This is a genomic window from Variovorax sp. M-6 (assembly GCF_052114385.1).
Taxonomy (GTDB): domain Bacteria; phylum Pseudomonadota; class Gammaproteobacteria; order Burkholderiales; family Burkholderiaceae_C; genus Variovorax.
In genome coordinates this window covers 288,730-315,219 of the sequence record NZ_JBFREQ010000002.1, presented here as the reverse complement: position 1 = coordinate 315,219, position 26,490 = coordinate 288,730, and the positions used below count along the sequence as shown (strand labels likewise).

The following is a 26,490-nucleotide window of genomic DNA, read 5'->3' as shown; positions in this document are numbered from 1 at the left end:
TATGGTTTCCCCAACCAAGCCTCAATGCTTCAAGGAGTCGACCATGATTACTGCCCGTCAACGCTTCATGCGCGTGAGCGCCATCGCCCTGCTGCTCGGCAGCGCGGGCTTGGCGCAAGCCCAGTCGCTCGACATGCTCAAGGGCCTGGCCGGCGGTGCGTCCGGCTCGATGGCCTCGGGCAGTCTGGGCAACGCGGCCGGCGTGATCGAGTACTGCCTCAAGAACAACTACCTGAGCGCCGATGGCGCCTCGGGCGTCAAGGACCAGCTGATGAGCAAGATCCCGGGCGGCAAGCCGGCCGCCGACCCCGGTTATGTGGATGGCTCGCAGGGCATCCTGACCGGCAGCGACGGCAAGAAGATGGACCTGACCGGCGGCGGCCTGAAGCAGGAAGTCACGCGCAAGGCCTGCGACTTCGTGCTCAAGCAGGCCAAGGGAATGATCTAGGCCCCCACGCTCCCCCACTGCGTGTGAGTCGCTGCCCCCCGAGGGGGAGACAGCAGGCCGCCTTGGGGCGGCCCGGCGCCGGCCTGGGCACGGCCCCACGAAAGCGCCCGCAGACTCAGGCGATGTCGAACCGGTCGAGGTTCATCACCTTGGTCCACGCCGCCACGAAGTCATCGACGAACTTCGCCCCTGCGTCCGCGCTCGCGTAGACCTCGGCGACGGCGCGCAGTTGTGCGTTCGACCCGAACACCAGATCGACGCGGCTGCCGGTCCACTTGAGCTCGCCCGACTTGCGGTCGCGCCCTTCGAACGCCTGGCTGCCCTCCCCCACCGGCTTCCACTCCGTGCCCATGTCGAGCAGGTTGACGAAGAAGTCGTTGCTCAAGGTGCCTGGCTTGGAGGTCAAGACACCTTGCGGGGACTGCCCGACATTGGCACCGAGCACGCGCAAGCCGCCGACGAGCACCGCCATCTCTGGCGCGGTCAGGGTCAGCAGCTGCGCCTTGTCGAGCAGCAGCACTTCCGCGGGAACGCCGTAGCGGCCCTTGGCGAAATTGCGGAAACCATCCGCGTACGGCTCCAGCGGCTCGAACGAGGGCACGTCGGTCTGCTCTTGCGAGGCGTCCGTCCGCCCCGGCGTGAAGGCCACCTTGGTCGCTCGGCCGCCGTCGCGGGCGGCCTGCTCCACGCCCGCGCCACCGGCCAGGACGATCAAGTCGGCCAGAGAGATCTTCTTGCCGCCGCTCTGGGCCGAGTTGAACTCGCTGCGGACACCCTCCAGCACCTCGAGCACATTGGCCAGTTGCTCGGGCTCGTTGACGGCCCAATCCTTCTGCGGTGTCAGGCGAATCCGTGCGCCGTTCGCACCGCCGCGCATGTCGGAGCCGCGGAAGGTGGATGCCGACGCCCAGGCCGTCGAGACGAGTTGCGCGGGGGTGAGGCCCGAGGCCAGCACCTTCTTCTTGAGGGCCTCGACATCCTGCGCATCGACCAGGGGATGGTCGACTGCGGGGATGGGGTCCTGCCAGATGAGTTCCTCGGCGGGTACCTCCGGCCCGAGGTAGCGCGCGCGCGGCCCCATGTCGCGGTGAGTGAGCTTGAACCAGGCGCGGGCAAAGGCGTCGGCGAACTGGTCAGGGTTCTCCATGAAGCGCCGCGAGATCTTCTCGTAGGCCGGGTCGAAGCGCAGCGACAGGTCGGTCGTCAGCATGGTCGGCACCAGCTTCTTCGACGGATCGAAGGCATGCGGGATCGTCGCACCGGCGCCCTTGGCCACCCACTGGTGCGCGCCGGCCGGGCTCTTCGTCAACTCCCATTCGTAGCCGAACAGGTTCCAGAAGAAGTTGCTGCTCCACTTGGTCGGCGTGGTGGTCCAGGTGACTTCCAGGCCACTGCTGATCGTGTCGGCGCCGCGACCGGTGCCGAAGCTGCTCTTCCACCCGAGGCCCTGCTCCTCGATGGCGGCGGCTTCGGGCTCGCGGCCGACATGGCTCGCCTCGGCCGCGCCGTGCGTCTTGCCGAACGTGTGGCCGCCGGCGATCAGCGCCACGGTTTCCTCGTCGTCCATCGCCATGCGGGCGAAGGTGTCGCGGATGTCGTGCGCCGCGGCCACCGGATCGGGCTTGCCGTCCGGTCCTTCGGGGTTGACATAGATCAGGCCCATCTGCACCGCAGCGAGCGGGTTCTCGAGGTCGCGCGTATGCGTCACCTGGCTGTCGTCGTCCTTCGGGAGCACGGCGTGGCCCTCGTCGACACCGGGCGATCCCTTCGAGTAGCGAATGTCGCCGCCGAGCCACTTCGTCTCGCGCCCCCAGTACACGTCCTGGTCAGGCTCCCAGACATCGGGGCGTCCGCCGGCAAAGCCGAAGGTCTTGAAGCCCATGGTTTCGAGCGCGACGTTGCCCGTGAGGATGATCAGGTCGGCCCACGAGATCTTCCTGCCGTACTTCTGCTTGATCGGCCAGATCAGGCGGCGCGCCTTGTCGAGGCTCACGTTGTCCGGCCAGCTGTTCAGCGGCGCGAAACGCTGCTGGCCGCGCCCGGCGCCCCCGCGTCCGTCGCCGATGCGGTAGGTCCCGGCGCTGTGCCACGCCATGCGGATGAAGAAAGGACCGTAGTGACCGAAGTCGGCCGGCCACCAGTCCTGCGAGTCGGTCATCAGGGCGGCCAGGTCCTTCTTGACGGCGGCCAGGTCGAGGCTCTTGAATTCCGCAGCGTAGTCGAAGGCCGCGCCCATGGGGTCGGACTTCGACGAGTGTTGATGAAGCAGATCCACGCGCAACTGCCCGGGCCACCAGTCACGGTTGGTCGTGCCAGTCCCTGCCGCTTGGCTGAATGGGCACTTCGCCTCTGTCTTCTCGTTGCTCATGCTGGAACTCCTTTGTTCTTCAAGTGGGGAAGGAGTTGGATTCTGTGGCAGAACCGGCATGGCGCGAATAGGAATTGCCGAACGCGGCCATAGCGCGCGGCCACGCCGGAATCAGCTCACCGCCTCAAAGCATCAGCGCGACCGCCGCATCCAGATGCTCGGAGGGCGCGCGCCGGAACCCCGAGCGCGCGAAGCGCTGCAGCCGGCCCACCACGAAGGCCGTGAGCGCGGAGGCCCGCACCTGCGCATCGACGCTGGGCGTGGCCGATCCGTCGACCGCCGCCGCGTCGCGCAGGGCCTGGCGCAGCGTCGCCTCGATCTTGTCGAAGAACTGGTTCATGCGGTTCTGCAGGCGCTCGTTCTCGAACACCAGCGCGTCGCCCACCATCACGCGGGTCATGCCGGGGTTTTTCTCGGCGAACTGCACCAGCATCGCGACAACGCGCGCCGCCTGCTCGTGGCCCGGAGCGTCGCGCTCGACGATCTGGTTGACCAGCGTGAACACGCTCTGCTCGATGAAGTCGATCAGCCCCTCGAACATCTGCGCCTTGCTGGCGAAATGGCGGTACAGGGCAGCCTCGCTGACGTCGAGCCTGGCCGCGAGCGCCGCCGTGGTCACGCGCTCGGCGCCCGGCTGCTCGAGCATGGCCGCCAGGGCCTGGAGGATCTGCACGCGCCGTTCGCCCGGCTTGGGGCGCTTGCGGGTCGGTGCGGCCACCGGTTCTGAACTGCTTGTGGCGCCAGAGGCGCTCGGCTCGTCGTTCTGCATGGGCGCGTGCAAAATGTAAAAAAATGATTCTCGCACACGGACGTGAGCGGGCGCCAACCGGGCATCCCCTGCTTGTCGCGCAGAATCGACAGACATTTTTGACCGAATGGCGAATCGGAAGTCCCTATGGCCGCTCGAAGCTGCCCGAGCGCCGACAGCTGGTGCTGGCAGCAAGCCCCCTCTTGGCATGCTGCCCGCTGCAGGGGTGGGGGCTGCGCAGTGAGCCCAACCTGGGTCGAGCCCTATCTGGCTCTGATCATCGTTCCGTAGGCCTGGTCGGTGAGGATTTCGAGCAGCATCGAGTGGGGCACCCGGCCGTCGATGATGTGGACCGCGTTGACGCCGCTCTTGGCGGCATCGAGCGCACCCTCGATCTTCGGCAGCATGCCGCCGGAGATGGTGCCGTCGGCGAACAGCTCGTCGATCTCGCGGGCGCTCAGGTTGGTCAGCAGGTTGCCGTTCTTGTCGAGCACGCCGGGCGTGTTGGTGAGCATCATGAGCTTCTCGGCCTTGAGCACGATCGCCAGCTTGCCGGCGACGACGTCGGCGTTGATGTTGTAGCTCTCGTTCTCTTCGCCGAAGCCGATCGGGCTCACCACCGGGATGAAGGCGTCGTCCTGCAGCGCCTTGACCACGCTCGGGTCGATCGAGACGATGTCGCCGACCTGGCCGACGTCGTGGTGCAGGTTGGGGTCGTTGCGGTCGGCCATCTTGAGCTTCTGGGCCCGGATCAGGCCGCCGTCGCGCCCGGTCAGCCCCACCGCCTTGCCGCCGGCCTGGTTGATCAGGCCCACGATGTCCTGCTGCACCTCGCCGGCCAGCACCCACTCGACCACTTCCATGGTCTCGGAGTCGGTCACCCGCATGCCCTGGATGAAATGGCCGGTCTTGCCCAGCCTTTTGAGCGCCGCCTCGATCTGCGGGCCGCCGCCGTGCACCACCACCGGATTCATGCCGACCAGCTTGAGCAGCACCACGTCCTCGGCGAAGTCGGCCTGCAGCTCGGGGTCGGTCATGGCATTGCCGCCGTACTTGATGACGATGGTCTTGCCGTGGAACTTGCGGATGTAGGGCAGCGCCTGGGCCAGGATCTCGGCCTTGTCGCGCGGGGGGATGTTGAGGACAGGATCGGTCATGTCAGAGCGATGGAAAGAGCAGAACCTGGATTGTGGCGGAACTCACGCCACCCGGCCGGCGCAGCCAGGCCCGTTGGTGAAACACCGCGGAACCGGCTTCGCCGGGCCGCTGGTGTTGCCCCCGGCAGGGGGCTGAGGAGCCGCGGCTCCAAGCCTGCCTGCGCAGGCTTGGACGGCTCCGAAGGGCCGCTGCCTCTGGCAGCGACTCGAGGCGCCCGGACACGCAGTGCCGGGCAACCTGGGGGCGAGCAACGAGTCACGGCCGCAGCCAGCGAGGCACTTTGAAGCGCACGATCATCAGGTAGGCTGCCACGTAGGTGGCGACGAACAGCGCGCAGAAGGCCATCAGCGCCGGCGTGTTGTTCCAGAACAGCACCGCCGGAACCACGGTCAGCGCCGCGAAGATCCAGAGGTAGGGCGAGGTCCGGTTGTTGCGCGCCAGCAGCTGGCGCGCCTCGTCGTCGGCAAAGGCCACGCGCACGATGCGGCGGAAGATCAGCTGGTGGAAATGCAGCGCATCGGCCGTTCCCGGCGACTGGCCGCGCGCCATCTTGCGGTAGATGGAGAACAGCGTCTCCCACACCGGGTAGATCAGGAGCAGCATCGGAAACCACGGCGACACCACCCGGTGCCGCTGCACCAGCGTCACCGCGGCCACCGCGATCACCATGCCCCAGACATAGGCGCCGCCGTCGCCGGCGAAGATCTTGCCGCGCGGGTAGTTCCAGATCAGGAAGCCCAGCGTGGCGCCGACCAGGCAGATCACCATGGCGGCGAGCTGCCGGTCGCCGACCTGCAGCGCGACGTGCGTGATCGCCAGGCACACCAGCACCGCGACCGTGCCGGCCAGGCCGTTGTAGCCGTCGATGATGTTGAAGGCATGCGGCAGGCCGCCGATGGCCAGCGCCGCGAACAGGATCGCGGCATAGGGCATGGCCTGCAGCCAGCCGTCGACCGTGGCGATGCCGGTGCGCGCCAGGCCCAGGTTCAGCACCCAGCACAGCAGCAGCGCAGAGCCGATCGTGAGCCCGAGCCGGTAGCGCACCGAGACCCGCTGGGTCACGTCCTCGACGATACCGCCGAGCACGGCCGGGGCGATGCACAGCAGCGTGAGCGCCGAGGCCTTGAGCGGCCAGGACACATTGAACGGGTCCGGCCCGACGCCTGCGACCAGCCAGGCGACGCCGGTGCCGATGAAGATGCCGGCGCCTCCCAGCCGGGGCACATGCCCCTTGTGGAAGCGCTGCGGCATGTCGGCGGCGTAGCGCCGCGCATGCCGGCGCGCGCGGCGCATGAACACCTGCACGGCGAAGACGGAGACAAGGAAGCTGATGACGATCAGGGCAATCATGGGGTGGTGGCGGGAACCCTAGAATTCCCAAGCGAAATTAGACCATGCCAATGCCCCCACTCCCCCCTTCCTCCATCACGGTGTCCATCGTGAGCCACGGCCAGCTCGACCTGGTGCGTCCGTTGATCGAGGAACTCGACCGCTTCAGCCGCGACCTGGTCGCCAAGGTGGTGCTCACGATCAACATCCCCGAGGCCGATGCGCTCGCCGGGCTGCATTGGGGCTTCGAGGTGGAGCGGATCGAGAACCGGGCCCCGAAGGGCTTCGGCGCCAACCACAACCAGGCCTTCGGGCGCTGCGCGACGCCGTGGTTCCTGGTGCTCAATCCGGACATCCGCTTCGACCGCGACATCCTGGCGCCGCTGGTCGCGCAGGCACACCCGGACAGCGGCCTGCTGACGCCGCGCATCCTCGAGCCCGGCAAGGCCGAGCCCGAGCAGCACCGCGCCCTGATCACGCCGCGAGAGATCCTGGTGCGCCGCCGCCCGGACTATGCCCGCCCCGCGGTGCCGCACTGGATTCCGGGGCTCTTCATGCTGTTTCGCAGCGACGCCTACCGCGAGATCGGCGGCTTCGACGAGCGCTTCTTCATGTACGGCGAGGACTTCGACATCTGCGCCCGCACCCAGTTGGCGGGCTGGAAGCTGCAGGTGGCCGAGGACCTGCTGGCGCTGCACGATGCGCGGCGGGCCAGCCGGACGAGCCGCAGGCACCTGTACTGGCACCTGACCAGCCTGCTCAAGGTGTGGAGCTCGCCGGCCTTCTGGCGCTTCCGCAGCGCGCTGCGGAACGCTCAGGCCTCGGTCCGGTAGAGCCTGCGGAAGCCGCGGATCACGGGCAGCTTGGTCGCCGCGCCGATCGCCCGAACCATGCCGGGCGAGCTGTGCGAGAGCAGGAACCTCGTCAACCGCAGCTTGGCCTTGGCCCGCCAGCCCACATAGGGGTTGGTCAGCACCAGGCGGGCGTATTCGTCCAGATGGGCGAACATCTCCTCGCGGTACTCGTTGTCGAGCTTGATGGCCTCGATGGCATCGTCGACGAAATGCTTGCCGAATCTCGGCATCAGATAGTCGCGCAGGAAGAAGCGCCCACGCCTCGGCTGGTCGGGGAACATGCCGGCGAGCTTCTTGAAATAGCGGAAGCGACTGCGGACCATGCGGATGCTGAAGGAGGTGCTTTCGGTGTGGATGCACCAGACCGTCACGGCACGATCGACGAAGCAGTTGCTGTAGCCCTTGCGAAACACGCGCAGGAACAGGTCGTCGTCCTCGAAGCCGACGAACTGGGGATCGAAGCCGCCCACCGCCTCGAACGCCACCCGGCTCACCAGTGCCGCCGACGGCAGCACGAGCATGTCGTGGCGCAGCAGGTCGAAGATGTTGGTCTTGGGATGGCTTGCTGCGTGTTGTTTCACGAGCGCCGTGCGCACCACGTTGCCGTCCACGTCGGCCTCGTACAGGTCCGCGTAGACGAAGCCGAAGCGTGCGTCGCCGGCGGGGATCGCGTCGACGAGGATTTCGATATGGTTCGGGAGATAGAAATCGTCCTGGTCGAGGAAACAGATGAACGCCGAGCTCGACGCCGCCACGCCGGCGTTGCGCGCCGAACCCTGGCCGCCGTTTTCCTTGTCGACGATCCGGAACGGGTAGCGGGCCGCGAGCGCGCCGAGCGCCTCGCGCGCCTCGGTGCGCGAGCCGTCGTTGACCACGACGACCTCGTCGGCCGGCACCGTCTGGTTGAAGACGCTCTTGACCGCACGCTCGATGAAATCGGCGCCGTTGTAGAACGGGATGACGACCACGACCGAAGGCCGGGAAGCGGGAGCGGAATCGTTCTTGGCGGGCATTCAGCGTGGCTGGGTGATTCTTGGGGCGGTCTCAGACGGATTCGAACAGGTCGCGGACGACGCCGCGCGTGCCTCGGCCGAACTTGTTGTAGCGGCCGGTCAGGGCTTCGCGCAGCACCGGCAGGCAGCGCGCCACGCGCGATGGCGGCAATGCGGCCCTGAAGCGCTGATGCTCCAGCTTGTCGCGCAGCTTCCGGATGGTGTCCGGCGCCACCTGGTCGCCCAGGAAAAGCAGCCGCTCGAGCAGAAGCTCGGCCTTCAAGGCCCGCTCCTGGTGGGTGGTGCCGCGCGAAGCCAGCGCCTTTCTGACCTTCCCCATGAAGGAGTCGCGGCGCGCCCCGATCTGGTTGCTCTCGTGCTGGCGGTACTCGATCAGTTCATCCTCGAGCATGTCGACACGGCCGATGGCGGAGGCGACGATCCCCAGCCACTCGTCGTGCAGCCATTCCTTCGGAAAGGGCGCCGCCTGCTCGAGCAGGGAGCGCCGGAACAGGGTCGTCGCGCCGGTCACGAGATTGCGGCGCAGGAAGACGTCGAAGGCGCGGCCGCCGTGGACCCAGGCCCGCTCGAAGGGCTCGACCTCGAGCGCGTGGAAAAGCGACTGGCCCAGGTCCTGGCGGGCGTCATCGACCAGCCGGGCGTCGGTGTGCAGCAGCAGCAGGTCGGGGCGCCGGTCGAACTCGGCCGCCATCCGCGCCAGGCGCTCCGGAGGCCAGACGTCGTCCTGGTCGCTCAGGGCGATCAGGTCGCCGCTGCAGGCACGCGCCGCCTGCTCGAAGTTCTTGGTGACGCGCAGGGCGATGGCGTTGCGGATCACGTGCAGCGGGATCGCCAGGCCCGGGCGTTCGAGCAGGCAGGCCTCAAGGGCCGCCTGCGCGGCTTCGACGCAGCCGTCGGTGGAGGCATCGTCGGACAGCACGATCTCCGCCGGCGGCAGGGTTTGCAGGCAGATGCTCCTGACCTGCTCGCCGATGAAGCGGGCGCCGTTGTGGGTGCAGAGGGCGACGGAAATGGAGAGGCTCATCGCGCTGCGGCCCAGGCCGAGGTCGCGGGGTCGGGCCCGAAGAATGGAAATACAGCTTTCATGGATACCGGTCGCAGATAGTCGATCCGCCCGTCGCGGAATGCCGGGCGGTCAGTCCCCGCACGGCGTTGAAGGCGTCGCGGTCGCCGGGCAGCGGGTGATTATGTTCGCAATGTTGGGGATTGAGTCACGCGGCGGCGCCCCCCGCCGCCCGGGGCGGACACCGGATCGGCCGGTAAAATTGCGGCTCACAGAGAAAGACCAATGATGCGACTGCTATCGGTAGTGCTCGCGGGAGGATCCGGATCCAGGCTCTGGCCACTGTCCCGGCAAGCCTTCCCTCCGCCCTTCATGAAGCTCGGCGGCTCCACTCTGCTTCAGCAAGCGATCGAGCGGGGGCAGGCGTGCGGCATCGCCGATCTCATGCTCCTCACCGGCAAGGACCACCAGTTCCTCGCCGAGGACGTGTTGCGGCAGTGTCCCGTCCCGCCGGCGTCCACGCTGCTGCTCGAGCCCGAGAGCCGGGGCACCGGGCCGGCGATCGCGCTGGCGGCGCTCCAGTGCGGCAGGCAATTCGGCGGCGATACGGTGATGCTGGTTCTGCCAGCCGACCATTTGGTTCCGGACGCCAAAGCCTTTGCAGCCAGCGCGGCCGAGGCGTTCGAGCTCGCCGCCAAGGGCCGCCTCGTGGCCTGGGGGATCAATCCCACAGGCCCCGATACGGGCTTCGGGTACATCGAGGTGGAGCGGCGATCGGGCGAATGCCAGGCCGCCCGCCGCTTCGCGGGAACGGTCGACGCGCCGACCGCGCAGGGGTACCTCGCGAGCGACCGCTACTACTGGAACAGCGGCATGTTCTGCGCCACGGCCGACACGATCCTCTCGGCGCTGGAGCGGAACGCGCCCGAGTTGCTGCGCGCCGCACGCCAGGCGACCGAATCGTCTCAAACGGCCGGCGGCAAGGTGCAGTTCGACGCCGAGGCGTTCGGGCTCCTGCCCCGCATCGACATCGGCGGTGCCGCCATGGCGCGGTCCGACAATCTGCACGTGGTACCCGCCACCTTCGGCTGGAGCGACGTGAGTTCCTGGCCTTCGGTGGCCAACGCACACCCGAAGGACAATGGCGGCAACACCCTTCCCGAGGGCTCCGTGGCCGTCGACGCCAGCAGCACGCATGTCCAGGTGGACAGTCATGGCCCCAAGGTCGTGGGTTTGCTGGGCGTCCATGACCTCGTGATCGTCGACACGCCCGACGCCCTGCTGGTGGCCCACAAGGACAGTGCCGAGCGCGTCGGCGAAATCGTCGACGCCTTGAAGGCCCGCCGGCACGAGGCGGTGCAGCTTCCGGCGGTGGTTCACCGCCCCTGGGGGACCTATGCGTCGCTCAAGGAAGAAAATGGGTACAAGGTCAAGCGCATCACCGTGAAACCCGGCCAGGCGCTGTCGCTGCAATACCATCACCAGCGCGCCGAACACTGGGTGGTGGTGCGCGGCACGGCCATGGTCCAGATCGGCGATGCGCAGTACGAAACCCTGCCCGGCGAATATCGTTACATCCCTCTCAAAGAAAGACATCGATTGACCAACATAGGCAATGATGAGTTGGTGCTCATCGAAGTGCAGTGCGGCGCCTATCTCGGCGAAGACGACATCGTGCGGCTTGCCGACACCTACGGACGCGCATGAGTCAGGCACATTCCAATCTGCATCGCAGCGCATGGGCCGACTGGTGGGAAGGCACCCGCCGCACCGACATCTGGTGGACGCTGGCCTGGTTCGACATCGTGCTGCGCTATCGCCGCTCCATGCTGGGCCCGCTGTGGCTCACCCTCAGCATGGGACTGATGGTCGCGGGCATGGGGCCGCTCTACAGTTCGCTGTTCGGCACCAAGCTTTCCGAGTTTTTCCCGCACCTGGCGCTCGGCATCGTCTTCTGGGGATTCTTCTCCAGCATGGTGATCGATTCGTGCAACGCCTTCATCGGCTCGGCCAACTATCTCAAGCAAGGCTATTTTCCGATCAGCCTGTTCGTCTGGCGCAGCATGGCGCGCAACCTGATCCAGTTCGGCCACCAGATCATCCTGTATGTGCCGGTGGCGATCTGGGCAGGCATTTCCCTGTCCTGGTCGGCGTTGCTCTTCATTCCGGCCTTTCTGCTCGTGCTCATCAACGCGCAGGCCGTAGGCCTCGCGCTGGGGCTGGTCTGCACCCGCTTTCGCGACGTGACCCAGATCGTGACCAGCGTCATGCAGATGCTGATGTTCCTGACGCCGGTCTTCTGGCTGCCCTCGAGCCTGCCGGGCCGCGGGAAGTACATCCTCTGGAACCCCTTCGCCCAGATGCTGGACCTGCTGCGAACCCCGCTCATGGGCGGCGTTTCCGACAGCCACAACTGGTGGGGCATCCTGGGCTGGACGGTGGCCACGGTGATCGTGTCGAGTCTGCTCTTCGCAAAGTACCGCCGACGCGTCGTCTACTGGCTGTAAAGAATCATGGCATCTATTTCCCTCAAGAACGTCTCGGTCAACTTCCCCATCTATGGGGCTGGCGCCGCCTCGTTCAAGAAGACGCTGGCAGCCTCGGTGACGGGCGGCCGCTTCGGCAAGGAGACCGGCGTCAATGTCGTCCAGGCCCTGAGCAACATCAACCTGGAGCTGAAAAGCGGCGACCGGCTGGGACTCATCGGCCACAACGGCGCGGGCAAGTCGACCCTGCTGCGCGCGCTCGCCGGCGTCTACGAGCCTTCGTCCGGCGAATTCGTCCGGCAAGGCTCGGTGTCCAGCCTGATCGACCCATCGCTCGGCATCGAGGCGGACGCCACGGGCGTCGAGAACATCATGCTCCGGGGTCTTGTGATGGGGATGAGCAAGAAGCAGATCGATGCGCTCACGCCCGAAATCTGCGAGTTCAGCGGCCTCGGCGAATACGTCAACATGCCGGTTCGCACCTACTCCACCGGGATGCTGATGCGCCTCGCCTTCTCGATCTCGACCAGCGTCGAGGCCGACATCCTGCTCATGGACGAATGGCTGTCGGTCGGCGATGCTGAGTTCACCCACAAGGCCGAGCAGCGAATGAAGGACGTGGTGGCGAAATCCGGCATTCTGGTGCTCGCCTCGCACTCGCCGGACCTGATCGCCAAGGAGTGCAACCGGGTGATCCATCTGGAGCATGGCCGGATCGTCGAGCAGTGAGGCATCGGCCATGAATCGGATACGCGTCGTGGATGGGAATGCGCTGGCGCGGCGCGCTTTTTTCAACTTCAAAGGACTTCCATGAATCGGCGTGCGATCGTTACCGGCATCACGGGTCAGGATGGGGCCTACCTGGCCGAGCTGCTGCTCAGCAAGGGCTACACCGTCTACGGCACCTTTCGGAGAACCAGCTCGGTCAATTTCTGGCGCATCGAAGAGCTCGGTATCCAGAACCATCCCAACCTGAAGCTCACCGAGCACGACATGACCGACCTCGGCAGTTCCCTGTCGCTGGTCACGCACGCCGAGCCCGACGAAATCTACAACCTGGCGGCGCAGAGCTTCGTCGGCGTGAGCTTCGACCAGCCGACGACGACCGCCCAGATCACCGCGATGGGGGCGCTCAACCTGCTCGAGGCGATCCGGCTGGAGAACCCGAAAATCAAGTTCTACCAAGCCAGCACCTCCGAAATGTTCGGCAAGGTGCAAGCTGTTCCCCAGGTGGAAAGCACGCCGTTCTATCCCCGCAGCCCTTACGGGGTCGCCAAGCTCTACGCGCACTGGATGACCGTGAACTACCGGGAGAGCTACGGCATCTTCGGCAGCAGCGGCATCCTCTTCAACCACGAAAGCCCGCTGCGTGGCCGGGAATTCGTGACCCGCAAGATCACCGACGGCGTGGCCAAGATCAAGCTCGGCAAGCTCGAGGCACTCGAACTGGGGAACCTGGACGCCAAGCGCGATTGGGGATTTGCCAAGGAGTACGTCGAGGGGATGTGGCGCATGCTGCAGGCCGACGAGCCGGACACCTTCGTGCTGGCGACCAATCGCACTGAAACCGTGCGCGATTTCGTCCGGATGGCGTTCAAGGGGGCTGGCATCACCGTGGACTTCCGCGGCGCCGGCGAGGAAGAGTCGGCGGTCGACACGGCCACCGGCAAGACCGTCTTGCGCATCAACCCCAAGTTCTACCGCCCTGCGGAGGTCGAACTCCTGATCGGCGATGCCTCCAAGGCGCGGAACAAGCTCGGCTGGGAGCCGACCACGAAGCTCGAACAACTGTGCCAGATGATGGTGGAGGCCGACCTGCGGCGCAACGCCCAGGGATTCTCGTTCTGAAACTGTGCGAGAGGCCGGAGGGCCTCTTGTCGGCCGCGCGGAGCTATCCGCGCAGCGCTCGGTAGGCGCGCCAGGCCCGGCTCGAGATCCAGACTCCGCCGTCAATCAGCCATGGAAGCCTGCGCTCCAGCCATCGCGAGAGCTTGAGCGAAGCAAAGGCGACCTGCTCGTCGTACTGCCCTTGGGCGCCGAAAAGGCCTTCGGCGAAGGGGCTTTTCGGAACGATCGCCACGGGCGACGCGATGCCGATGACGAGCTGCCTCGATCGCCGCTTGAGGCTTTCGGGAGCACTGGTCCTCATCAAGTCGCCGTACTCGATTCGCTTGCGCATGGGGTCGCGCGGCGTATGCACCATCGAGTTGATTCTGCGCCTGTAGTAGAAGAAGACGTCGTTGGTCACGACGAAGCGGACGCCCGCCTCGCACATCCGCAGGTACAGCGACCAATCCTCGAAGCAGCTCAGGCTCTCCTCGTAGGGAAAGCGAACCATTGCGGATTTCCTGAAGAGCGCGGTCGCGGTGGAGAACCTGTTTTCGATCAGGCCACCCACCACCGCTTCACCGCAGAACACGGCGTAGCCGGCGAACTCGACGGACTTGCCTGGCGTCGGCAGTGCCTGGCCGTCCAGGAAATACCCCGCCGGCGTGACGACCAGGTCGAACTCCGGCCGGTTCTCGAGCGATTCGACACCCACGGCAATGAAGTCGGGGTGAATGAGATCGTCGGCATCCAGGGTCAGGACGTACTGGCCCGCGGCGTGGCGCACACCGACGTTTCGCGCCGCGGCGAGGCCAACGTTGCCCGGCAGGCGAACGACCTTGAGCGCCGGATCGGCGCCTAGCGCAAGCGCCTCGATGCCGAGGACGCTTTGCGGATCGGTCGATGCATCGTCGACCAGCACGATCTCGACGGACCCGTAGTTCTGAGCACGCACGCTGGCCAGCGTTTCGGGCAGATAGGCGCCGAGGTTGTGATGCGCAATGACGACGGACACGAGCGGACGCTCGTCGAGTCGACGCCACGCGCCGCGCTCCCGCCTCGCCGGCAACCAGGGCCACGGCCCCATGGGGAGGGCGACCGGACGCAGGCGCTCGTTGCGTTCGACATTGCGTTTCAGGGCATCGACCAGTCCGGACATGCTGCCGTCGAACTTGAGGCAGTTGATGCCGTCTTCCCAGGGCGTTCCGGCCCCGAAGGCAGGGTTGGTTTCGTTCAGGATCAGCCTCGCGCCGAGCAGCGAGGCTTCGTACGCGACCGGACAAAAAGAATCCCAGGACGCGGCGATAACCACGGTGGCGCCCCGCAGGAGGGCTTTGCGCTGCGGGTCCCGAGTCGCCGGCATGCGCCCGACGCGGTCTGCGCAGTCGGCGGGAACGAGCCGCTCGATGTCCGACTGGTACTCCGGGTCGACACCGGGGGCCCCGAACACGATGGCACCGGTGTAGTCCGGCGTTGTGCGCAAGAAACCGCCGACGGCCCGGGCGAACAAGTCGGGGCGGTTGACTCTGCGCAACGTCGAGGGAAACACCAGGGTCTGGCCAAGGGAGGCATCGACGGTTTCGAGCGCCGCCGCACCCGGCTCGGGCAGCACAGGGGGCGCATGCTCCACGATGCGGGGGCTCCACTCTTCGACCGAGAAGCCGAACGACTGGCGCGTCGCCTCGGCCACCGGAAGAAGAGGGGCCACGATCCGATCGCAGTCACGCAGGCACTTCCTCTCGAGATCGCTGAGGTGCAGATGCTCGATCTCCAGGGCTTGAGCCTCGACCCGCATCAGTTGCGTCTGCGAGGTTCCGATTCGCACCGCGATCGTCGCATCACCGAGGAAGCCGCGCAGATTGCGCTCCTGCAAGGTGCAGAAGGCCAGCGCACCGCGGTCCGGAAACTCCAGGTAGTCGATGGCGCCCCGCTCGGCCAGGGTCGCCAATGCGCGGAACACGACGGCCGAGCGCCACTGGGACGGCGTCGTCGGGTAGGCCCGGGCCGGCGGATGCTGCCGACCGTTCGACAACCGACCCTGGTCGACGCGCGTATCCACGGGGAACAGGTGTACGTCGGGAAATGTCGCCGCGAGCGGAGCAGTGTCGGCAAGGCAATCGACGAGGCACAGCGTCGTGCGCTCGCGGTCCTCGGCGGACATCGCACGGAGCATGTCGACGATGGCAGGCCCCGCCTCTCCTTCCACATCGGGACGAAGTTCGGTCAAAACGAAGACGAGGGAGCCCATTGTTTGCATCTTGCGGGGATCAGGAGAATCGCTTCCGGCTTGGCGATGGGCCCGCCGGTCAAGACTGCGCGCTGCGTGCGGCCGAACGCAGGGTGGCAACCACCCTCTCCTGCTGCGACGTATCGAGTCCGAGCCACAGAGGCAGGCGGATCAGGCGCTCCGAATGGCTGTCGGTCACGCCCAGGCTGCCGTGGGCGCGCCCATAGCGCTGGCCGCCAGGCGAGGAATGCAGTGGGACATAGTGGAAAACGGCACCGATGTCGTTTCGCTTGAATTCGTCGAGCACCTGCTGTCGGTCGACCTGGGGCGACAGAATGACGTAGTACATGTGCGCGTTGTGCTGAAGCCCCTCCGGCATCACGGGCCGACGCAACAGGCCTTCGGTCTCGAGCGGCGCCAGCATCTGGTGATAGCGGTCCCAGCAGGCCAGCCGCTGCTCGGTGATGCGATCGGCCTCCTCGAGCTGGGCCCACAGGAAAGCGGCGATCAGTTCCCCCGGCAAGAACGAGGAGCCCGGTTCTTGCCACGTGTACTTGTCGACCTGGCCGCGAAAGAAGCGGCTCCGATCCGTTCCCTTCTCGCGGATGATCTCGGCACGTTGCGCCATCTCGGGATCGTTGACCAGCAAGGCGCCGCCTTCGCCGGAGATGACATTCTTGGTCTCGTGGAAGCTGTAGGCGCCCAGGTGCCCGATGGCGCCCAGCGCGCGCCCCTTGTAGCTCGCCATCACGCCTTGCGCAGCGTCTTCGACGACCTTCAGTCCGTGCCTGTCGGCAATGGCCATGATCGTGTCCATCTCGCAGGCCACGCCGGCATAGTGAACCGGGGCGATCCCACGGGTGCGAGGCGTGATCGCGGCCTCGATCAGTCGCTCGTCCATGTTGAGCGTATCCGCCCGGATGTCCACGAACACCGGAACACCGCCACGCAGCACGAAGGCATTCGCCGTGGACACGAAGGTATACGACGGCATAATGATCTCGTCGCCGGGCTGCACGTCCATGAGCAGCGCCGCCATCTCCAGCGCTGCGGTGCAGGAATGGGTCAGCAGGGCCTTGCTGCAGCCGGTGCGCGCTTCGAGCCACTTGTGGCAGCGGCTGGTGAAAGGCCCGTCACCGGCCAGCCGGCCGTTGAAGTGCGACTCGGCGATGTAGTAGAGCTCTTTGCCGGTCATGTAAGGCCAGTTGAACGGAATTCTTGGTTCAGGCATATCAATCACAATTCATTTCAACAACTGATCAAATCTCATTTTCCCGCAGCGAGCGCCAATTGATGGTGCGCCGAACCCCCATGAGCGGGTATGGGCGGCCCGGTTCGACCTTCGTCCCTGCCGCGATCCGCGCCGGCGAAGCGAGACCGCGTCACGCCGTCATATGCCTCGCAGCCTGGTGCTCGGAACTCTGGACCGTTCTGTCGCGGGGCCGATGTAGACGCCTTCCGCTTCGGCGTCTGCGAGCAACAGGGCGCCGGCGCCGACCACGCAGCGATCACCGATCTTGATGTGATCCCTGAGCGTTGCATTGACGCCAACGAAGCACTGCTCTCCAATCTCCACGCCGCCCGAGACGACCACATGCGACGCAATGAAGCAATGATCCTTGATCGTCGAGTGATGGCCTATGTGGTTGCCGCTCCACAAGGTGACGTTGTTGCCGATTCGGACGAAAGGCTGGATCGTGTTGTCCTCGAAGATGAAACAGTTTTCTCCGATCAGACCGTCATTGAGCACTGTCGCCGCGGGGCTGACGAAACTTGCCAGTCGATAGCCACTGGATTTCGCAGCCAGGTACTTCTCCTTGCGGACCGCGTTCAGCTTCGAATAGCTGAGCGCGACGAAGAGGTCGACATCCTCGGGAGGAAACCGTTCGGCCAAGCTCTCGAACGCGACCACAGGCAGGCCGCAGAAAGTCGGAGCGCCCATGAATGCAGCATCGACAGTGAAGCCAGCCACCTCGTAGTCCGATTGGGCGCTGAAGTAGTAGTGGGCGAGCTGGGCGATATCGCCCGCGCCAAAAATGACAAGCCGCTTCGTCATATTCGCTTCCTTACCAGCATCGTGAACTCGTAGAGGCCATAGTCGTGGATCAAGGCCACGTTCTTCGAATAGCGACGCTTGCAGATGTCGAACAAACGGCACGGGTCCGCGTAGTACAGATCGGGTCGCATCCGGTCGGCGTCCGAGTACGAAGTCAGGCAATTGAACGAGAATCCGAGCCGGCTGGTCCGATCGAGCGCGTCCAGCGTTGCCTCGAGATAGGACTGCCATTCGGCATCGGTGCGGCCCAGTCGAACATTGAAGATGCCGCTCGCAATGCCGTAGTCGTTGACCTGGTCCGGGACACTCGCCTGGATGAAACGCGCGCCGGCGTGGCCTTTCAATCTTTCCCTCGCAGCCTCGACCATGCTCTCGGATACGTCGACGCCAAGGTAGCCGAGGTCTTTCCGCTCCGCTGCAAGAAAATCGTAGAGAGCACCGTAGCCGCAACCCAGATCGTTGACCGAGAAGGGCCCGGGCGCATCGATGATCTTGCACAGTTGACGGAAGCGCAGGGTCTGCCCCTCCTCTCCGTTCCAGTCCACGCCGCGCGGGCTTTGCCCGTGCTCGGCCAGCTTGTCCGAGTAGTAGGCCGCAACGTCGGCGAGGATACCCGTCCCGTTGTCGTCAGTCATTGCAGATCCCCATGACAGGTTTCGCTTCGAGGAAGATCACCAACGCCTTTTCCGATCGTAAGAAAAATTTTGGCACCAGGTGCGCAGGCGCCCCTGTGAACCGAGGCCGAGGATATGCCATCGTCGATGTCATGAATTGCACTCCTGCTCCCGGCCTCGCCCATAGACGTGGCGAACGATGGTGTAGGGCCGCTGCTTCACCTCGGAGAATATCTTGGCGATGTAGATGCCCTGTACGCCGATGAAGAAGATGATGAGCCCCGAGAAGAGCCAGATCGATGCGACGATGGTGGTGTAGCCGCCGGGCGGAGACGAAGCCGAAAAGTACCGCACCGCCAGGTGGAGGATGTAGAAGACGGCCGTGAGCGAGATCAGCCCTCCCGCGTAGAAGGTGAACACCAGCGGCAGGCTGCTGAAAGAAGTCACTGCGTTGACCAGGTGGCTGATCTTGCGCGACAGCGAATAGGTGGTCGGACTGCTGGAGTGCTTTTCCACCGTCTGGCGGGACTGCCTGAAGCCCGTGATGATCCAAAGGCCTCCGATGTTCAACTCGCGCTCGCGATGCTGCAGGAGCGCCTCGACGTAGCGGCGCGTCATCAGGCGGGCCGTCACGATGTTGTTGGGCTGGACGATGCCGGTCAGCAACCGGAAGAGCTTGTAGAAGATGCTGCCGGACAGGCGCTCGAACGCGCTTCCCCTGCGTTCGCTCTGCACGCCGAAGACGACGTCGCTCCCTTCCGCCTCCATCTGCCGCGCGAAACCGAGGAGCCATTCCGGTTCTTCCTCCAGGTCGCTGTCGACCAGGAACACGCGCTCGCCCCTTGCCGCGTCCAGGCCGGTCATCATGGCCTTGTGATGGCCGAAGTTGCGAGAGAGATCGACCACCACCACGTGCGCATCTTCGGCGGCAAGCTGCACGGCCACTTCCAGACTGCGATCCGGCGACCCGTCATTGACCAGGACGAGCTCGTAATCTTCGCCTGCGATCTCGCGGGCCACGGCGCTGGCGCGCCGGCAAAATTCGGCGACGTAGGGCTCCGATTGATAGAGCGTCGCAACGATGGAAAGCTTCATTTCTTCACGTACCTCATGAAGCTCGGGGCACTGTCCGCGCAATTGAAAAGCAGGTCGAGCACCGTCACTCCATGCGTGAACTCGCCCCAAAGCTGTGGATAGGGGGGGTAGCCGGAATAGTCGAACCAACGAAGGCCGACGTTGCGATCCTCGAACACGGCTTCATCGACATAGCCCTTTGCGGAGGGGCCAGAAATGTACTCGGTCGCGCCGGCCTGGACGCAAAGATCGGCGAGACGCTCGGTCTTCCCTTCGGCCAACACATAGTCCGACGAACTCGTGATGCGGGTTTCGATGCCGAGCTGGCGGCAGACCGCGTCGATCAGGCATCGGTTGAGCGCCGAGAGATGCGTGTGGGTCTGCTCCAGGTAGATGGGAGCCAGCCAGGCCGCGATCTGCTCGAAATGCGGCGCCCGGCGGTAGTTCTGTTCGAGCGCCTTCCAGTGGAGCGCGGCCCAGCCTGCCTCGTCGATCTCGGTGTCCTTGATCTTCTGGGTGTACTTGCCCTTGACCAGCACCGGCACCGTGAGCCACTGGACGCCCTGCGGCGTCTTGATCTGGTTGCGGTTGCGCCAGTCGCGCCGCGTGTACTGCATGTCGTCGTAGAGGATGAACTCGTCGACGGCCGCGATCATGTCGAAATACCCCTTCCAGGGGATGTAGTTCGACTGGAGAATGGCCACTCTTTTCATGTATTTCCGGATCTTGCTGCGACGCATGCCGCGCGCGCGGTTTCGGCCCCCCGCGTGGGCTTCAGCAGGTGCTGCGTCCAATGTTCCCTGTATCCGCTGAAGCTTTCGGACATGACCACGGTGCCGACGATTTCATAGTCGGTTTTGAGGTTGGCCCCGAAGCCTGAAAGGATCTCAGGCGAGATGTTCGTCGTGCCGACCGGCTGGGTCAGCAACCAGGCGCGTGAGAGTTCATCGCATGAAACCCGCTTCATCATGGCCGCCGCAAGATTGTTGCTGCCTGGGTAGCCCCCGATGACCCAGGCCTGGCTGGTACTGCTTGCACCCATGGTGTAGAGGGTGCTCGGCGACCGTCCCGTCAGGTCGAGCATGGGTGTGCCCCTGGCGAAGCCGACGCGGTTGGCGACTTCAGCGGCATCCGCGAGGTACGCCCCGAAGCCGTTCGACAGTCTCAAGGTCGAATTCGGGCGCCCGACGCTGACCTTGCGGTGGTTGTCCCTCAGCGAGACCGCCTGTCCGTAGGGCGCCTCGATCCCGGTCTGAACGATCGCCACGGTGATCAGCTGCGCGCCGAGCGCAACGGCAAGCAGCACCGGCGCGATCGACCGGGCCGGCTCGCCGCCAACCGGAAGGACGAGAACCGCGGCCGCGAGCACCCAGAAGAAGGCGGCGTGACTGATCTGCCACCAGTAGTTGTTGACGGTACCGAAAACGTACACGTACGGCAGGACGAACAGCAGCAGGATCAGTGACCAGCGCGCGCGGGGCACGCTCGACAGTCGCCGCCAGCCGCCCAGGCCGACCAGGATCAATGCCGCGAAAGGCACGGCCACCAGAAGCAACCCGCGGTAGTACTCGATGGTCAGCAACTGCCGGGCGAACCCGCAGACGATCGCCAGCGCACCCAGGCCCATCAGCCAGAGACCCGCGTACCCGGCTCGCGCGGCCGCCTTCGAGTCCCACTTCAGCAACCAGGCCACCAGCGCGAGCACCAGGCTGCTGCCCAGCAGGATATTGCGCGTCGGGCGCTCGAGCTGGAGGTCGCCGAGTCGCAGGAACAGCGAGAGCTTGTGGCCTCCGCCCATCAACTCGGCCAGTGCGATCCCGGTCTGGTAGCGGCGCACGAAAGCCATGATCGACCCATCGATGGCCCAGGCCGACCCGAGCAGCAGCACGACGGCCACCACGGCCGACAGGATGAGAGGCCTGAGGGCGAACTTGCCGGCGCCGATCAGGTACAGCACCGCGCACAAGGCAAGACCTGCCGCACTGGTCGGCTTCGCCATGAAGGCCAGCCAGCCGGCGACACCGATCAGCAGCCAGCCGGCAAGGCTCCCGCGATCCAGCGTCTTTTCCGCCATGAGCAAACCGATGCAGGCGATCAGCAGGGCCTGAAGCACCAGCCAGTTGTAGCTGGGCGTCGGCAGCCAGATGTGCAGGAAGGACAGCGACGCGGTAGCCAGCGCCGCGGAGATCGCGAGCCTCGCGCCGGCCCGCAGCCCGGGCGGCGCGCACGCCTTCAGCGCCACGTTGCCCAGTGCCCACGCGACACCGAAGGTGATCAGCAGGTTGACCTGCCTGATGGCCGCGACGTTCTCGCGCACCAGCGCGAAGAGCGGGTGATAGATGAAGCCGAACTGGGTGACGGAGATGTCGTACTTGGAAGGATCCGACATCGAGACGAGGTAGAAACCCTCATCCCTGAAATCGATCCCGAAACGGCAGAACCACAGCACCCATCCCAGGAACGAGAAAGTGCCGATGGCTGAAAGCGCCAGCAGCGCACGGTGGCTCGGCGCCGCGGCGCCGGATGTCGTCGTCATACCGGTTCAGCCCTTGCGAACAAGTTGCCATCGCCAGGCGTCGCGGCACATCTGGTCGAGGTCTCGCGTGGCCGTCCAGCCCAGGATGCGCCTGGCGCGGCCGACGTCGGCAAAGCAGGTCGCGACGTCACCAGGCCGTCGGGCGGCGATCTCGAAAGGCACGGACCTCGCGCTCGCCTTGGCGAAGGCGGCAATCATCTCGAGCACTGAGGTGCCGCTGCCGGTGCCGAGGTTCAAGACGACGTCCTGCGGGTTGTCCGCGAGGAAGTCCAGCGCTGCCACATGGCCCTCCGCCAGATCCACCACATGGATGTAGTCGCGCACGCCGGTGCCGTCGGGCGTCGGGTAGTCGCCTCCGAACACCGTCAAGGCGGATCGCTCGCCGCTCGCCACCTGCGCCAGGTAGGGCATCAGGTTGTTGGGCGTGCCACGCGGGCTCTCACCGATCAGTCCGCTCTCGTGGGCCCCTGCGGGATTGAAGTAGCGCAGCCGGGCGATGCGCCAGGCCGGGTCGGAGGCATGGAGATCGGACAGCATCTCCTCGACCATCAGCTTGGTGCGGCCATAGGGACTGACCGCCATGCAGGGCGCGTCCTCGGTGACCGGCATCGTTGCCGCGGCACCGTACACGGTGGCGGACGAGGAAAACACCAGTGTCTTGCAATCGGCCCGGCGCATGGCCGCCAACAGCCGGACCGTGCCCGCGACGTTGTTGTCGAAGTAGTCGATCGGATTGGCGACCGATTCGGCCACCGACTTCAGCCCGGCGAGATGAATCACCGATGAGACGGCATGCTCGGTGAAGATGCGGTCGAGCAACGCGGTGTCCCTCACGTCGCCCGCGTGGAAGGGCACGGCGCGGCCAACCAGCTGCTGCAACCGGTCCACGGCATCCATCGAGCTGTTGGACAGGTTGTCCAGGATCACGAAGTCGCGCCCCACCCGCGCCAGCTCGGCGCAGATGTGGGAACCGATGTACCCGGCACCGCCGGTGACGAGAATCATGCGGCGTCGCGCCGAAGGCCGTCGGCCATCGTCGGCGCAACAGCGTCCTTGGCGGAAAGCAGGGGGGCGCCATCCAGCGGCCACCGGACGCCGATGGCCGGGTCGTTCCAGGCGATGCTGCGCTCGTGCTCGGGCGCGTAATAGTCGGTGGCCTTGTAGAGGACGTCCGCCATCTCGCTGACGACCAGGAAACCATGCGCCAGGCCGGGCGGCACCCACACCTGCAGATGGTTCTCCTCCGTCAGTTCGACGCCGACCCACTTGCCGAAGGTCGGGGAGCCCTGGCGGATGTCGACCACGACGTCGAACACCGCGCCGCGCACGACGCGAACCAGCTTGCCTTGAGGCTGCTTCACCTGGTAGTGGAGCCCTCGCAACACCCCCTTGGCCGAGCGCGAGTGGTTGTCCTGCCTGAACGCAACCTGGGCGCCGGTCTCCCGATGGAACGCCTGCTCGTTGAAGCTCTCGAAAAAGAAGCCTCTGGCATCTCCAAACACCTTGGGCTCGATGACGAGGACGTCGGGGATTTCTGTGGGCGTGATCTTCATGGCAGGCCGTCTCGGGAAGTGGTCGAAGCTAAGCCGACTTTAAGTAAGCAAATATTACAATCCGCATAAACATGGCGGGACCGCGATTTTGTCACGCATGGGGCGGCCGGCTGCGACGGCTTATCATCCAGCGTTCGGACGGCACCAAACGCCCCCTGGCCAGAGCCATGCACCTCCCTCGATTGCCGCGATGCGGCGCCCCCTGGATCCTTGATTTACCGCGGCGTTGGCGATGACTGTTCATATTTATGGCGCCGGCGGGCTGGGTCGAGAAGTGCTGGCCACGCTGCTGGCGACCCAGGAGCGCGTGTCCTGCTTCATCGTCGACCCCGGGTTTGCAGCCTCGGACATCCGTGGGGTGCCGGTGCATGCGGCTAGCCTGGACGCAATGCGGGACCCTGCGGCGCGCTTCGTACTGGCGGTCGGAGATGGCCGCACTCGCCAGCGCGCGGCGTCATCGTTGGGTGAAGGCGCCATTTTCGCGACGGTGCTCCACCCGGCAGCCACAATCGGCCCCTGGGTGTCGATCGGCGAGGGGGCCATGATCATCGGGCCCGCCAGCATCACGACCGAGGTCGCGGTGGGTGCCCATGCCCTGATCAATCCCGGCTGCACGATCGCGCACGACTGCGTACTGGGCGACTTCTGCAACCTCGGGCCGTCGGTGTCGCTGGCCGGGCGCGTCAGGGTCCAGGAAGGCGCCAACCTCGGCGTGGGCGTCTCGGTGGCGCCGGGCGTCGTGATCGGCGCCTGGGCGACGGTGGGCGCCGGCGCCGTGGTCATCCGCGACGTCGAGCCCGGATCGACGGTCGTGGGAGTTCCGGCCCGCCCCATTCGCCGCGGCAACGCCGGCGCCTCCGCCCCACCCCTGCTCAGCTGACTCTCGACAGTTTCCGATCGCCCCTCTGCTCCAAGCACTCCAGCCATGCCCAATCAAGACACGCGCGCGCCACTGCCGGCCATCAAGGTCCTCCTGCCCAGACTGCCGGCGGCGGCCAAGCTCATGCCCTATCTGGAGCGCATCGATTCGGCGCGCACGTACAGCAACTACGGCCCGCTCACGCGCGAGTTCACGCAGCGCCTCGGTGACCTGGTCGGCGGCAGCCACACGACCCTGACCTCCAACGGAACGACCGCGATCGAGCTCGCCTTGCGGCTGCGCGCCAGGCCCGGCGGCGGACACTGCCTGATGCCGGCCTTCACCTTCATCGCCAGCGCGCACGCCGTGTGCAATGCAGGCCTGACGCCGTATCTGCTCGAAACGGATCCCAACTCCCTGGCGCTCACGCCCGAGATCGCCGCGGCGGCACTCGATTCGGTGCCCGGCCCGGTGGCCGCGGTGCTGGTCGTCAGCGCATTCGGGGCGCCGCCGGACCTCGCAGCGTGGGCGGCCTTCGAGGAACGGCACGGCGTCCCGGTCGTGTTCGACGCCGCGGCGGCGGTGACCTCGCTCTCGGGCATCGGCCACCAGCCGGTCTGCGTCAGCCTGCATGCAACCAAGGTCCTCGGGATCGGCGAGGGCGGCGCGATCTTCTGCGCGGACCCCGACTTCGCGGCGCGCGCAACGGCCATGACGGGCTTCGGCTTCCTCGGCGCCGAGCGCGTGTCTTCGCTGCGCGGAGGCAACTACCGCATTTCCGAGTATGCGGCGGCCGTGGGGCTGGCCGTGATGGATGGGTTGCCGGCCCACGTCCAGGCCCTGCGCGACCTGACGACGGCGTACGCCTGCCGGCTGGAAGGCAAATCCGCGGTCTTGCAGCGCGGTGCCGGAAGCGGCTGGGTGACGATGACCTTGAACGCGATCGTGCCGGCCGACCAGGTCGAGGCGACCACGCAGCGCCTCGACGAAGCAAAGGTCGAATGGCGCCGGTGGTGGGGCCTGGGGTGCCATCGGCATCCGGCCTTCGCCGACGTGCCGAGAGCGGACCTGCGAGTGACCGACGCCCTGGCGCCGCGCGTCATCGGATTGCCATTCCACGACGGGCTTTCGCAGGCCGATCTGGATCGCGTCGCCGGTTGTCTGCAATGAGCAAGGCCCCGCTTCTTTCGTACATCGTCCTCTCGTACAACTACGAAAGGTACATCGGCAAGACCCTCCAGAGCATCCTCGACCAGACGGTGCAGGACTTCGAGATCGTGGTCGTCGACGACCGATCGTCCGACGGTTCGGTCGCCGTCGTGTCGGCCATCGCGGATCCGCGCATCCGGTTGTTCATCAACGAGAAGAACCTCGGCGGCGCGGCCAGCTACAACCGCGCCGTCCAGGAAGCGCGCGGCGAGTGGCTGGTCAACCTGGATGCGGACGACTGGATCGACCCACGCAAGGCCGAGATCCAGTTGCGGCTCGCCAGCGAAGACCCGCGGCTCGACGTCATCGGCACCTATGTCGCGTTCCATGACGAAAACGACGCGCGGCACGCGTCGGCCCGCGCGCTCGAGGAGATCGTCAACCAGCCACACGACCTGAACCTCGTCGATACGTGGATCGGTGCCAACCACCTGTGCAGGTCCTCCACGATGGTGCGGGCCTCTGCGCACAGGCGGATTGGCCTGGACGACCCTGCCATGGTGCGCGCACCGGACTACGAACTGTGGACCCGGGCCCTCCAGCAAGGCTGCCGCTTCGCCGTGGTACCCCAACGCCTCACCTTCATCCGGCTGCACGCCAGAGGAGTGACGCACGCCGACCCCACCGGCACGCTGCTGGAGATGAGCTACGCCACGCTGCGCAACCTCGTCCCGCTCGCGGAGGCCCGCGCTCTTCTGCCGTCGATCAACCGCATGGTGGCCTGGGTGGGCCGTCATCCATCGCTCAGCGCACTGCCGCCAATACAGGCGCACCGCCTGGTCGGCATGCTGATGCAATCGCCCTCGATGGGCGACTTCCCGCACTTCAAGGCGTTGCTTGCCGACCCGACGGCGCATCCGGAACTCGCCGCCGTCGGCCAACGCACCCTGACCTTCATGGGCCCGAGCACCGAAGCCTACCAATTGGTCGAGAAACTCCTCAACGACATCAAGGCCTACATCGAGGCAAGGGAGTACTTTCGCACGCAAAGCGAGAACTGGGAGCGACAGTACCGAGCCCTCGACGCAGCGATTGGCCCCCTGGGCCGCAGGCTTGCCGCGATCCCGCGTCGCGCCTGGTCGCGACTGGTCCGGAGCCTCACGAAATGAAAGCGCCCAGAATCCTCGC

24 protein-coding genes are annotated in these 26,490 nt (G+C 65.9%); 9 read left to right on the top strand and 15 right to left on the bottom strand.

Features of this window, described 5'->3' with window-relative positions; all coding sequences use genetic code 11:
- Positions 1-43: 43 nt before the first annotated feature.
- On the top strand, positions 44-448 hold the full coding sequence (locus AB4Z46_RS03950; protein ID WP_442282173.1) for a DUF2501 domain-containing protein: 405 nt from the start codon (positions 44-46) through the stop codon (positions 446-448).
- Positions 449-563: 115 nt separating this feature from the next.
- On the opposite strand, the gene katG is transcribed toward AB4Z46_RS03950, so the two are convergent.
- The 4 genes from katG to AB4Z46_RS03930 form a co-directional block, all read right to left on the bottom strand.
- Entirely contained in the window at positions 564-2,816 is a 2,253-nt protein-coding gene (katG, locus tag AB4Z46_RS03945; RefSeq protein ID WP_442282172.1) for a catalase/peroxidase HPI, read from the bottom strand.
- Positions 2,817-2,940: 124 nt separating this feature from the next.
- Entirely contained in the window at positions 2,941-3,585 is a 645-nt protein-coding gene (gene slmA, locus AB4Z46_RS03940) for a nucleoid occlusion factor SlmA (protein WP_442282171.1), read from the bottom strand.
- 242 nt (positions 3,586-3,827) lie between these two features.
- Positions 3,828-4,721 (bottom strand): acetylglutamate kinase, encoded by an 894-nt coding sequence (gene argB / locus AB4Z46_RS03935; protein ID WP_442282170.1) that lies wholly within the window; start codon positions 4,719-4,721, stop codon positions 3,828-3,830.
- Positions 4,722-4,977: 256 nt separating this feature from the next.
- Positions 4,978-6,072, bottom strand: a complete 1,095-nt coding sequence (locus tag AB4Z46_RS03930) for an MraY family glycosyltransferase (protein ID WP_442282169.1) — start codon at positions 6,070-6,072, stop codon at positions 4,978-4,980.
- Positions 6,073-6,122: 50 nt separating this feature from the next.
- Between AB4Z46_RS03930 and AB4Z46_RS03925 the strand changes: the two genes are divergently transcribed.
- Complete coding sequence (locus AB4Z46_RS03925; RefSeq protein WP_442282168.1) at positions 6,123-6,884, top strand: glycosyltransferase family 2 protein; 762 nt, start codon at positions 6,123-6,125, stop codon at positions 6,882-6,884.
- On the opposite strand, the gene AB4Z46_RS03920 is transcribed toward AB4Z46_RS03925, so the two are convergent.
- Complete coding sequence (locus tag AB4Z46_RS03920) at positions 6,866-7,918, bottom strand: glycosyltransferase family 2 protein (protein ID WP_442282167.1); 1,053 nt, start codon at positions 7,916-7,918, stop codon at positions 6,866-6,868. The two genes, AB4Z46_RS03925 and AB4Z46_RS03920, sit on opposite strands and share 19 nt — an antisense overlap.
- A gap of 31 nt (positions 7,919-7,949) precedes the next feature.
- Positions 7,950-8,942: a glycosyltransferase family 2 protein gene (locus AB4Z46_RS03915; protein ID WP_442282166.1), complete on the bottom strand. Its 993-nt coding sequence runs from the start codon at positions 8,940-8,942 to the stop codon at positions 7,950-7,952.
- A gap of 264 nt (positions 8,943-9,206) precedes the next feature.
- Here AB4Z46_RS03915 and AB4Z46_RS03910 point away from each other — a divergent pair, with 264 nt between their 5' ends.
- From AB4Z46_RS03910 to gmd, 4 genes are all read left to right on the top strand, one after another.
- A complete protein-coding gene (locus AB4Z46_RS03910) occupies positions 9,207-10,628 on the top strand; it encodes a mannose-1-phosphate guanylyltransferase/mannose-6-phosphate isomerase (protein WP_442282165.1) in 1,422 nt (473 codons plus the stop codon).
- A complete protein-coding gene (locus AB4Z46_RS03905) occupies positions 10,625-11,428 on the top strand; it encodes an ABC transporter permease (RefSeq protein ID WP_442282164.1) in 804 nt (267 codons plus the stop codon). Before AB4Z46_RS03910 ends, AB4Z46_RS03905 begins: the two co-directional genes overlap by 4 nt.
- A gap of 6 nt (positions 11,429-11,434) precedes the next feature.
- Entirely contained in the window at positions 11,435-12,136 is a 702-nt protein-coding gene (locus AB4Z46_RS03900) for an ABC transporter ATP-binding protein (RefSeq protein WP_442282163.1), read from the top strand.
- 81 nt (positions 12,137-12,217) lie between these two features.
- Positions 12,218-13,255 (top strand): GDP-mannose 4,6-dehydratase, encoded by a 1,038-nt coding sequence (gene gmd / locus AB4Z46_RS03895; RefSeq protein WP_442282162.1) that lies wholly within the window; start codon positions 12,218-12,220, stop codon positions 13,253-13,255.
- A gap of 43 nt (positions 13,256-13,298) precedes the next feature.
- Here the strand turns inward: gmd and AB4Z46_RS03890 are convergent, their stop codons facing one another.
- The 9 genes from AB4Z46_RS03890 to rfbC all read right to left on the bottom strand — a co-directional run bounded on the left by AB4Z46_RS03890 (position 13,299) and on the right by rfbC (position 23,294).
- The gene (locus tag AB4Z46_RS03890; RefSeq protein ID WP_442282161.1) at positions 13,299-15,482 is read right to left on the bottom strand and encodes a glycosyltransferase; all 2,184 of its coding nucleotides are present in this window, start codon (positions 15,480-15,482) and stop codon (positions 13,299-13,301) included.
- Positions 15,483-15,540: 58 nt separating this feature from the next.
- Positions 15,541-16,692 carry a dTDP-4-amino-4,6-dideoxygalactose transaminase gene (rffA, locus tag AB4Z46_RS03885; protein WP_442282160.1) on the bottom strand — a complete coding sequence of 384 codons (1,152 nt, stop codon included), beginning with the start codon at positions 16,690-16,692 and terminating at the stop codon, positions 15,541-15,543.
- 159 nt (positions 16,693-16,851) lie between these two features.
- Entirely contained in the window at positions 16,852-17,517 is a 666-nt protein-coding gene (locus AB4Z46_RS03880; RefSeq protein WP_442282159.1) for an acetyltransferase, read from the bottom strand.
- Positions 17,514-18,152 carry a class I SAM-dependent methyltransferase gene (locus tag AB4Z46_RS03875; protein ID WP_442282158.1) on the bottom strand — a complete coding sequence of 213 codons (639 nt, stop codon included), beginning with the start codon at positions 18,150-18,152 and terminating at the stop codon, positions 17,514-17,516. The genes AB4Z46_RS03880 and AB4Z46_RS03875 overlap by 4 nt, the downstream gene beginning before the upstream one ends.
- A gap of 129 nt (positions 18,153-18,281) precedes the next feature.
- Complete coding sequence (locus tag AB4Z46_RS03870) at positions 18,282-19,226, bottom strand: glycosyltransferase family 2 protein (RefSeq protein ID WP_442282157.1); 945 nt, start codon at positions 19,224-19,226, stop codon at positions 18,282-18,284.
- On the bottom strand, positions 19,223-19,918 hold the full coding sequence (locus AB4Z46_RS03865) for a WbqC family protein (RefSeq protein ID WP_442282156.1): 696 nt from the start codon (positions 19,916-19,918) through the stop codon (positions 19,223-19,225). Before AB4Z46_RS03865 ends, AB4Z46_RS03870 begins: the two co-directional genes overlap by 4 nt.
- Entirely contained in the window at positions 19,915-21,741 is a 1,827-nt protein-coding gene (locus AB4Z46_RS03860; protein WP_442282155.1) for a hypothetical protein, read from the bottom strand. Before AB4Z46_RS03860 ends, AB4Z46_RS03865 begins: the two co-directional genes overlap by 4 nt.
- A gap of 6 nt (positions 21,742-21,747) precedes the next feature.
- Positions 21,748-22,746, bottom strand: coding sequence for a UDP-glucose 4-epimerase GalE (gene galE / locus AB4Z46_RS03855; RefSeq protein ID WP_442282154.1), 999 nt, complete (start codon positions 22,744-22,746; stop codon positions 21,748-21,750).
- Positions 22,743-23,294 (bottom strand): dTDP-4-dehydrorhamnose 3,5-epimerase, encoded by a 552-nt coding sequence (gene rfbC / locus AB4Z46_RS03850; RefSeq protein ID WP_442282153.1) that lies wholly within the window; start codon positions 23,292-23,294, stop codon positions 22,743-22,745. Before rfbC ends, galE begins: the two co-directional genes overlap by 4 nt.
- Positions 23,295-23,526: 232 nt before the next feature.
- On the opposite strand from rfbC, the gene AB4Z46_RS03845 reads away from it, so the two are divergent.
- The 3 genes from AB4Z46_RS03845 to AB4Z46_RS03835 are packed head-to-tail and all read left to right on the top strand — an operon-like array spanning position 23,527 to position 26,471.
- Complete coding sequence (locus AB4Z46_RS03845) at positions 23,527-24,174, top strand: NeuD/PglB/VioB family sugar acetyltransferase (RefSeq protein ID WP_442282152.1); 648 nt, start codon at positions 23,527-23,529, stop codon at positions 24,172-24,174.
- Between the two features lie 45 nt (positions 24,175-24,219).
- Positions 24,220-25,323 (top strand): DegT/DnrJ/EryC1/StrS family aminotransferase, encoded by a 1,104-nt coding sequence (locus AB4Z46_RS03840; RefSeq protein ID WP_442282151.1) that lies wholly within the window; start codon positions 24,220-24,222, stop codon positions 25,321-25,323.
- Positions 25,320-26,471, top strand: a complete 1,152-nt coding sequence (locus AB4Z46_RS03835; RefSeq protein WP_442282150.1) for a glycosyltransferase family 2 protein — start codon at positions 25,320-25,322, stop codon at positions 26,469-26,471. The genes AB4Z46_RS03840 and AB4Z46_RS03835 overlap by 4 nt, the downstream gene beginning before the upstream one ends.
- Positions 26,472-26,490: the final 19 nt, after the last annotated feature.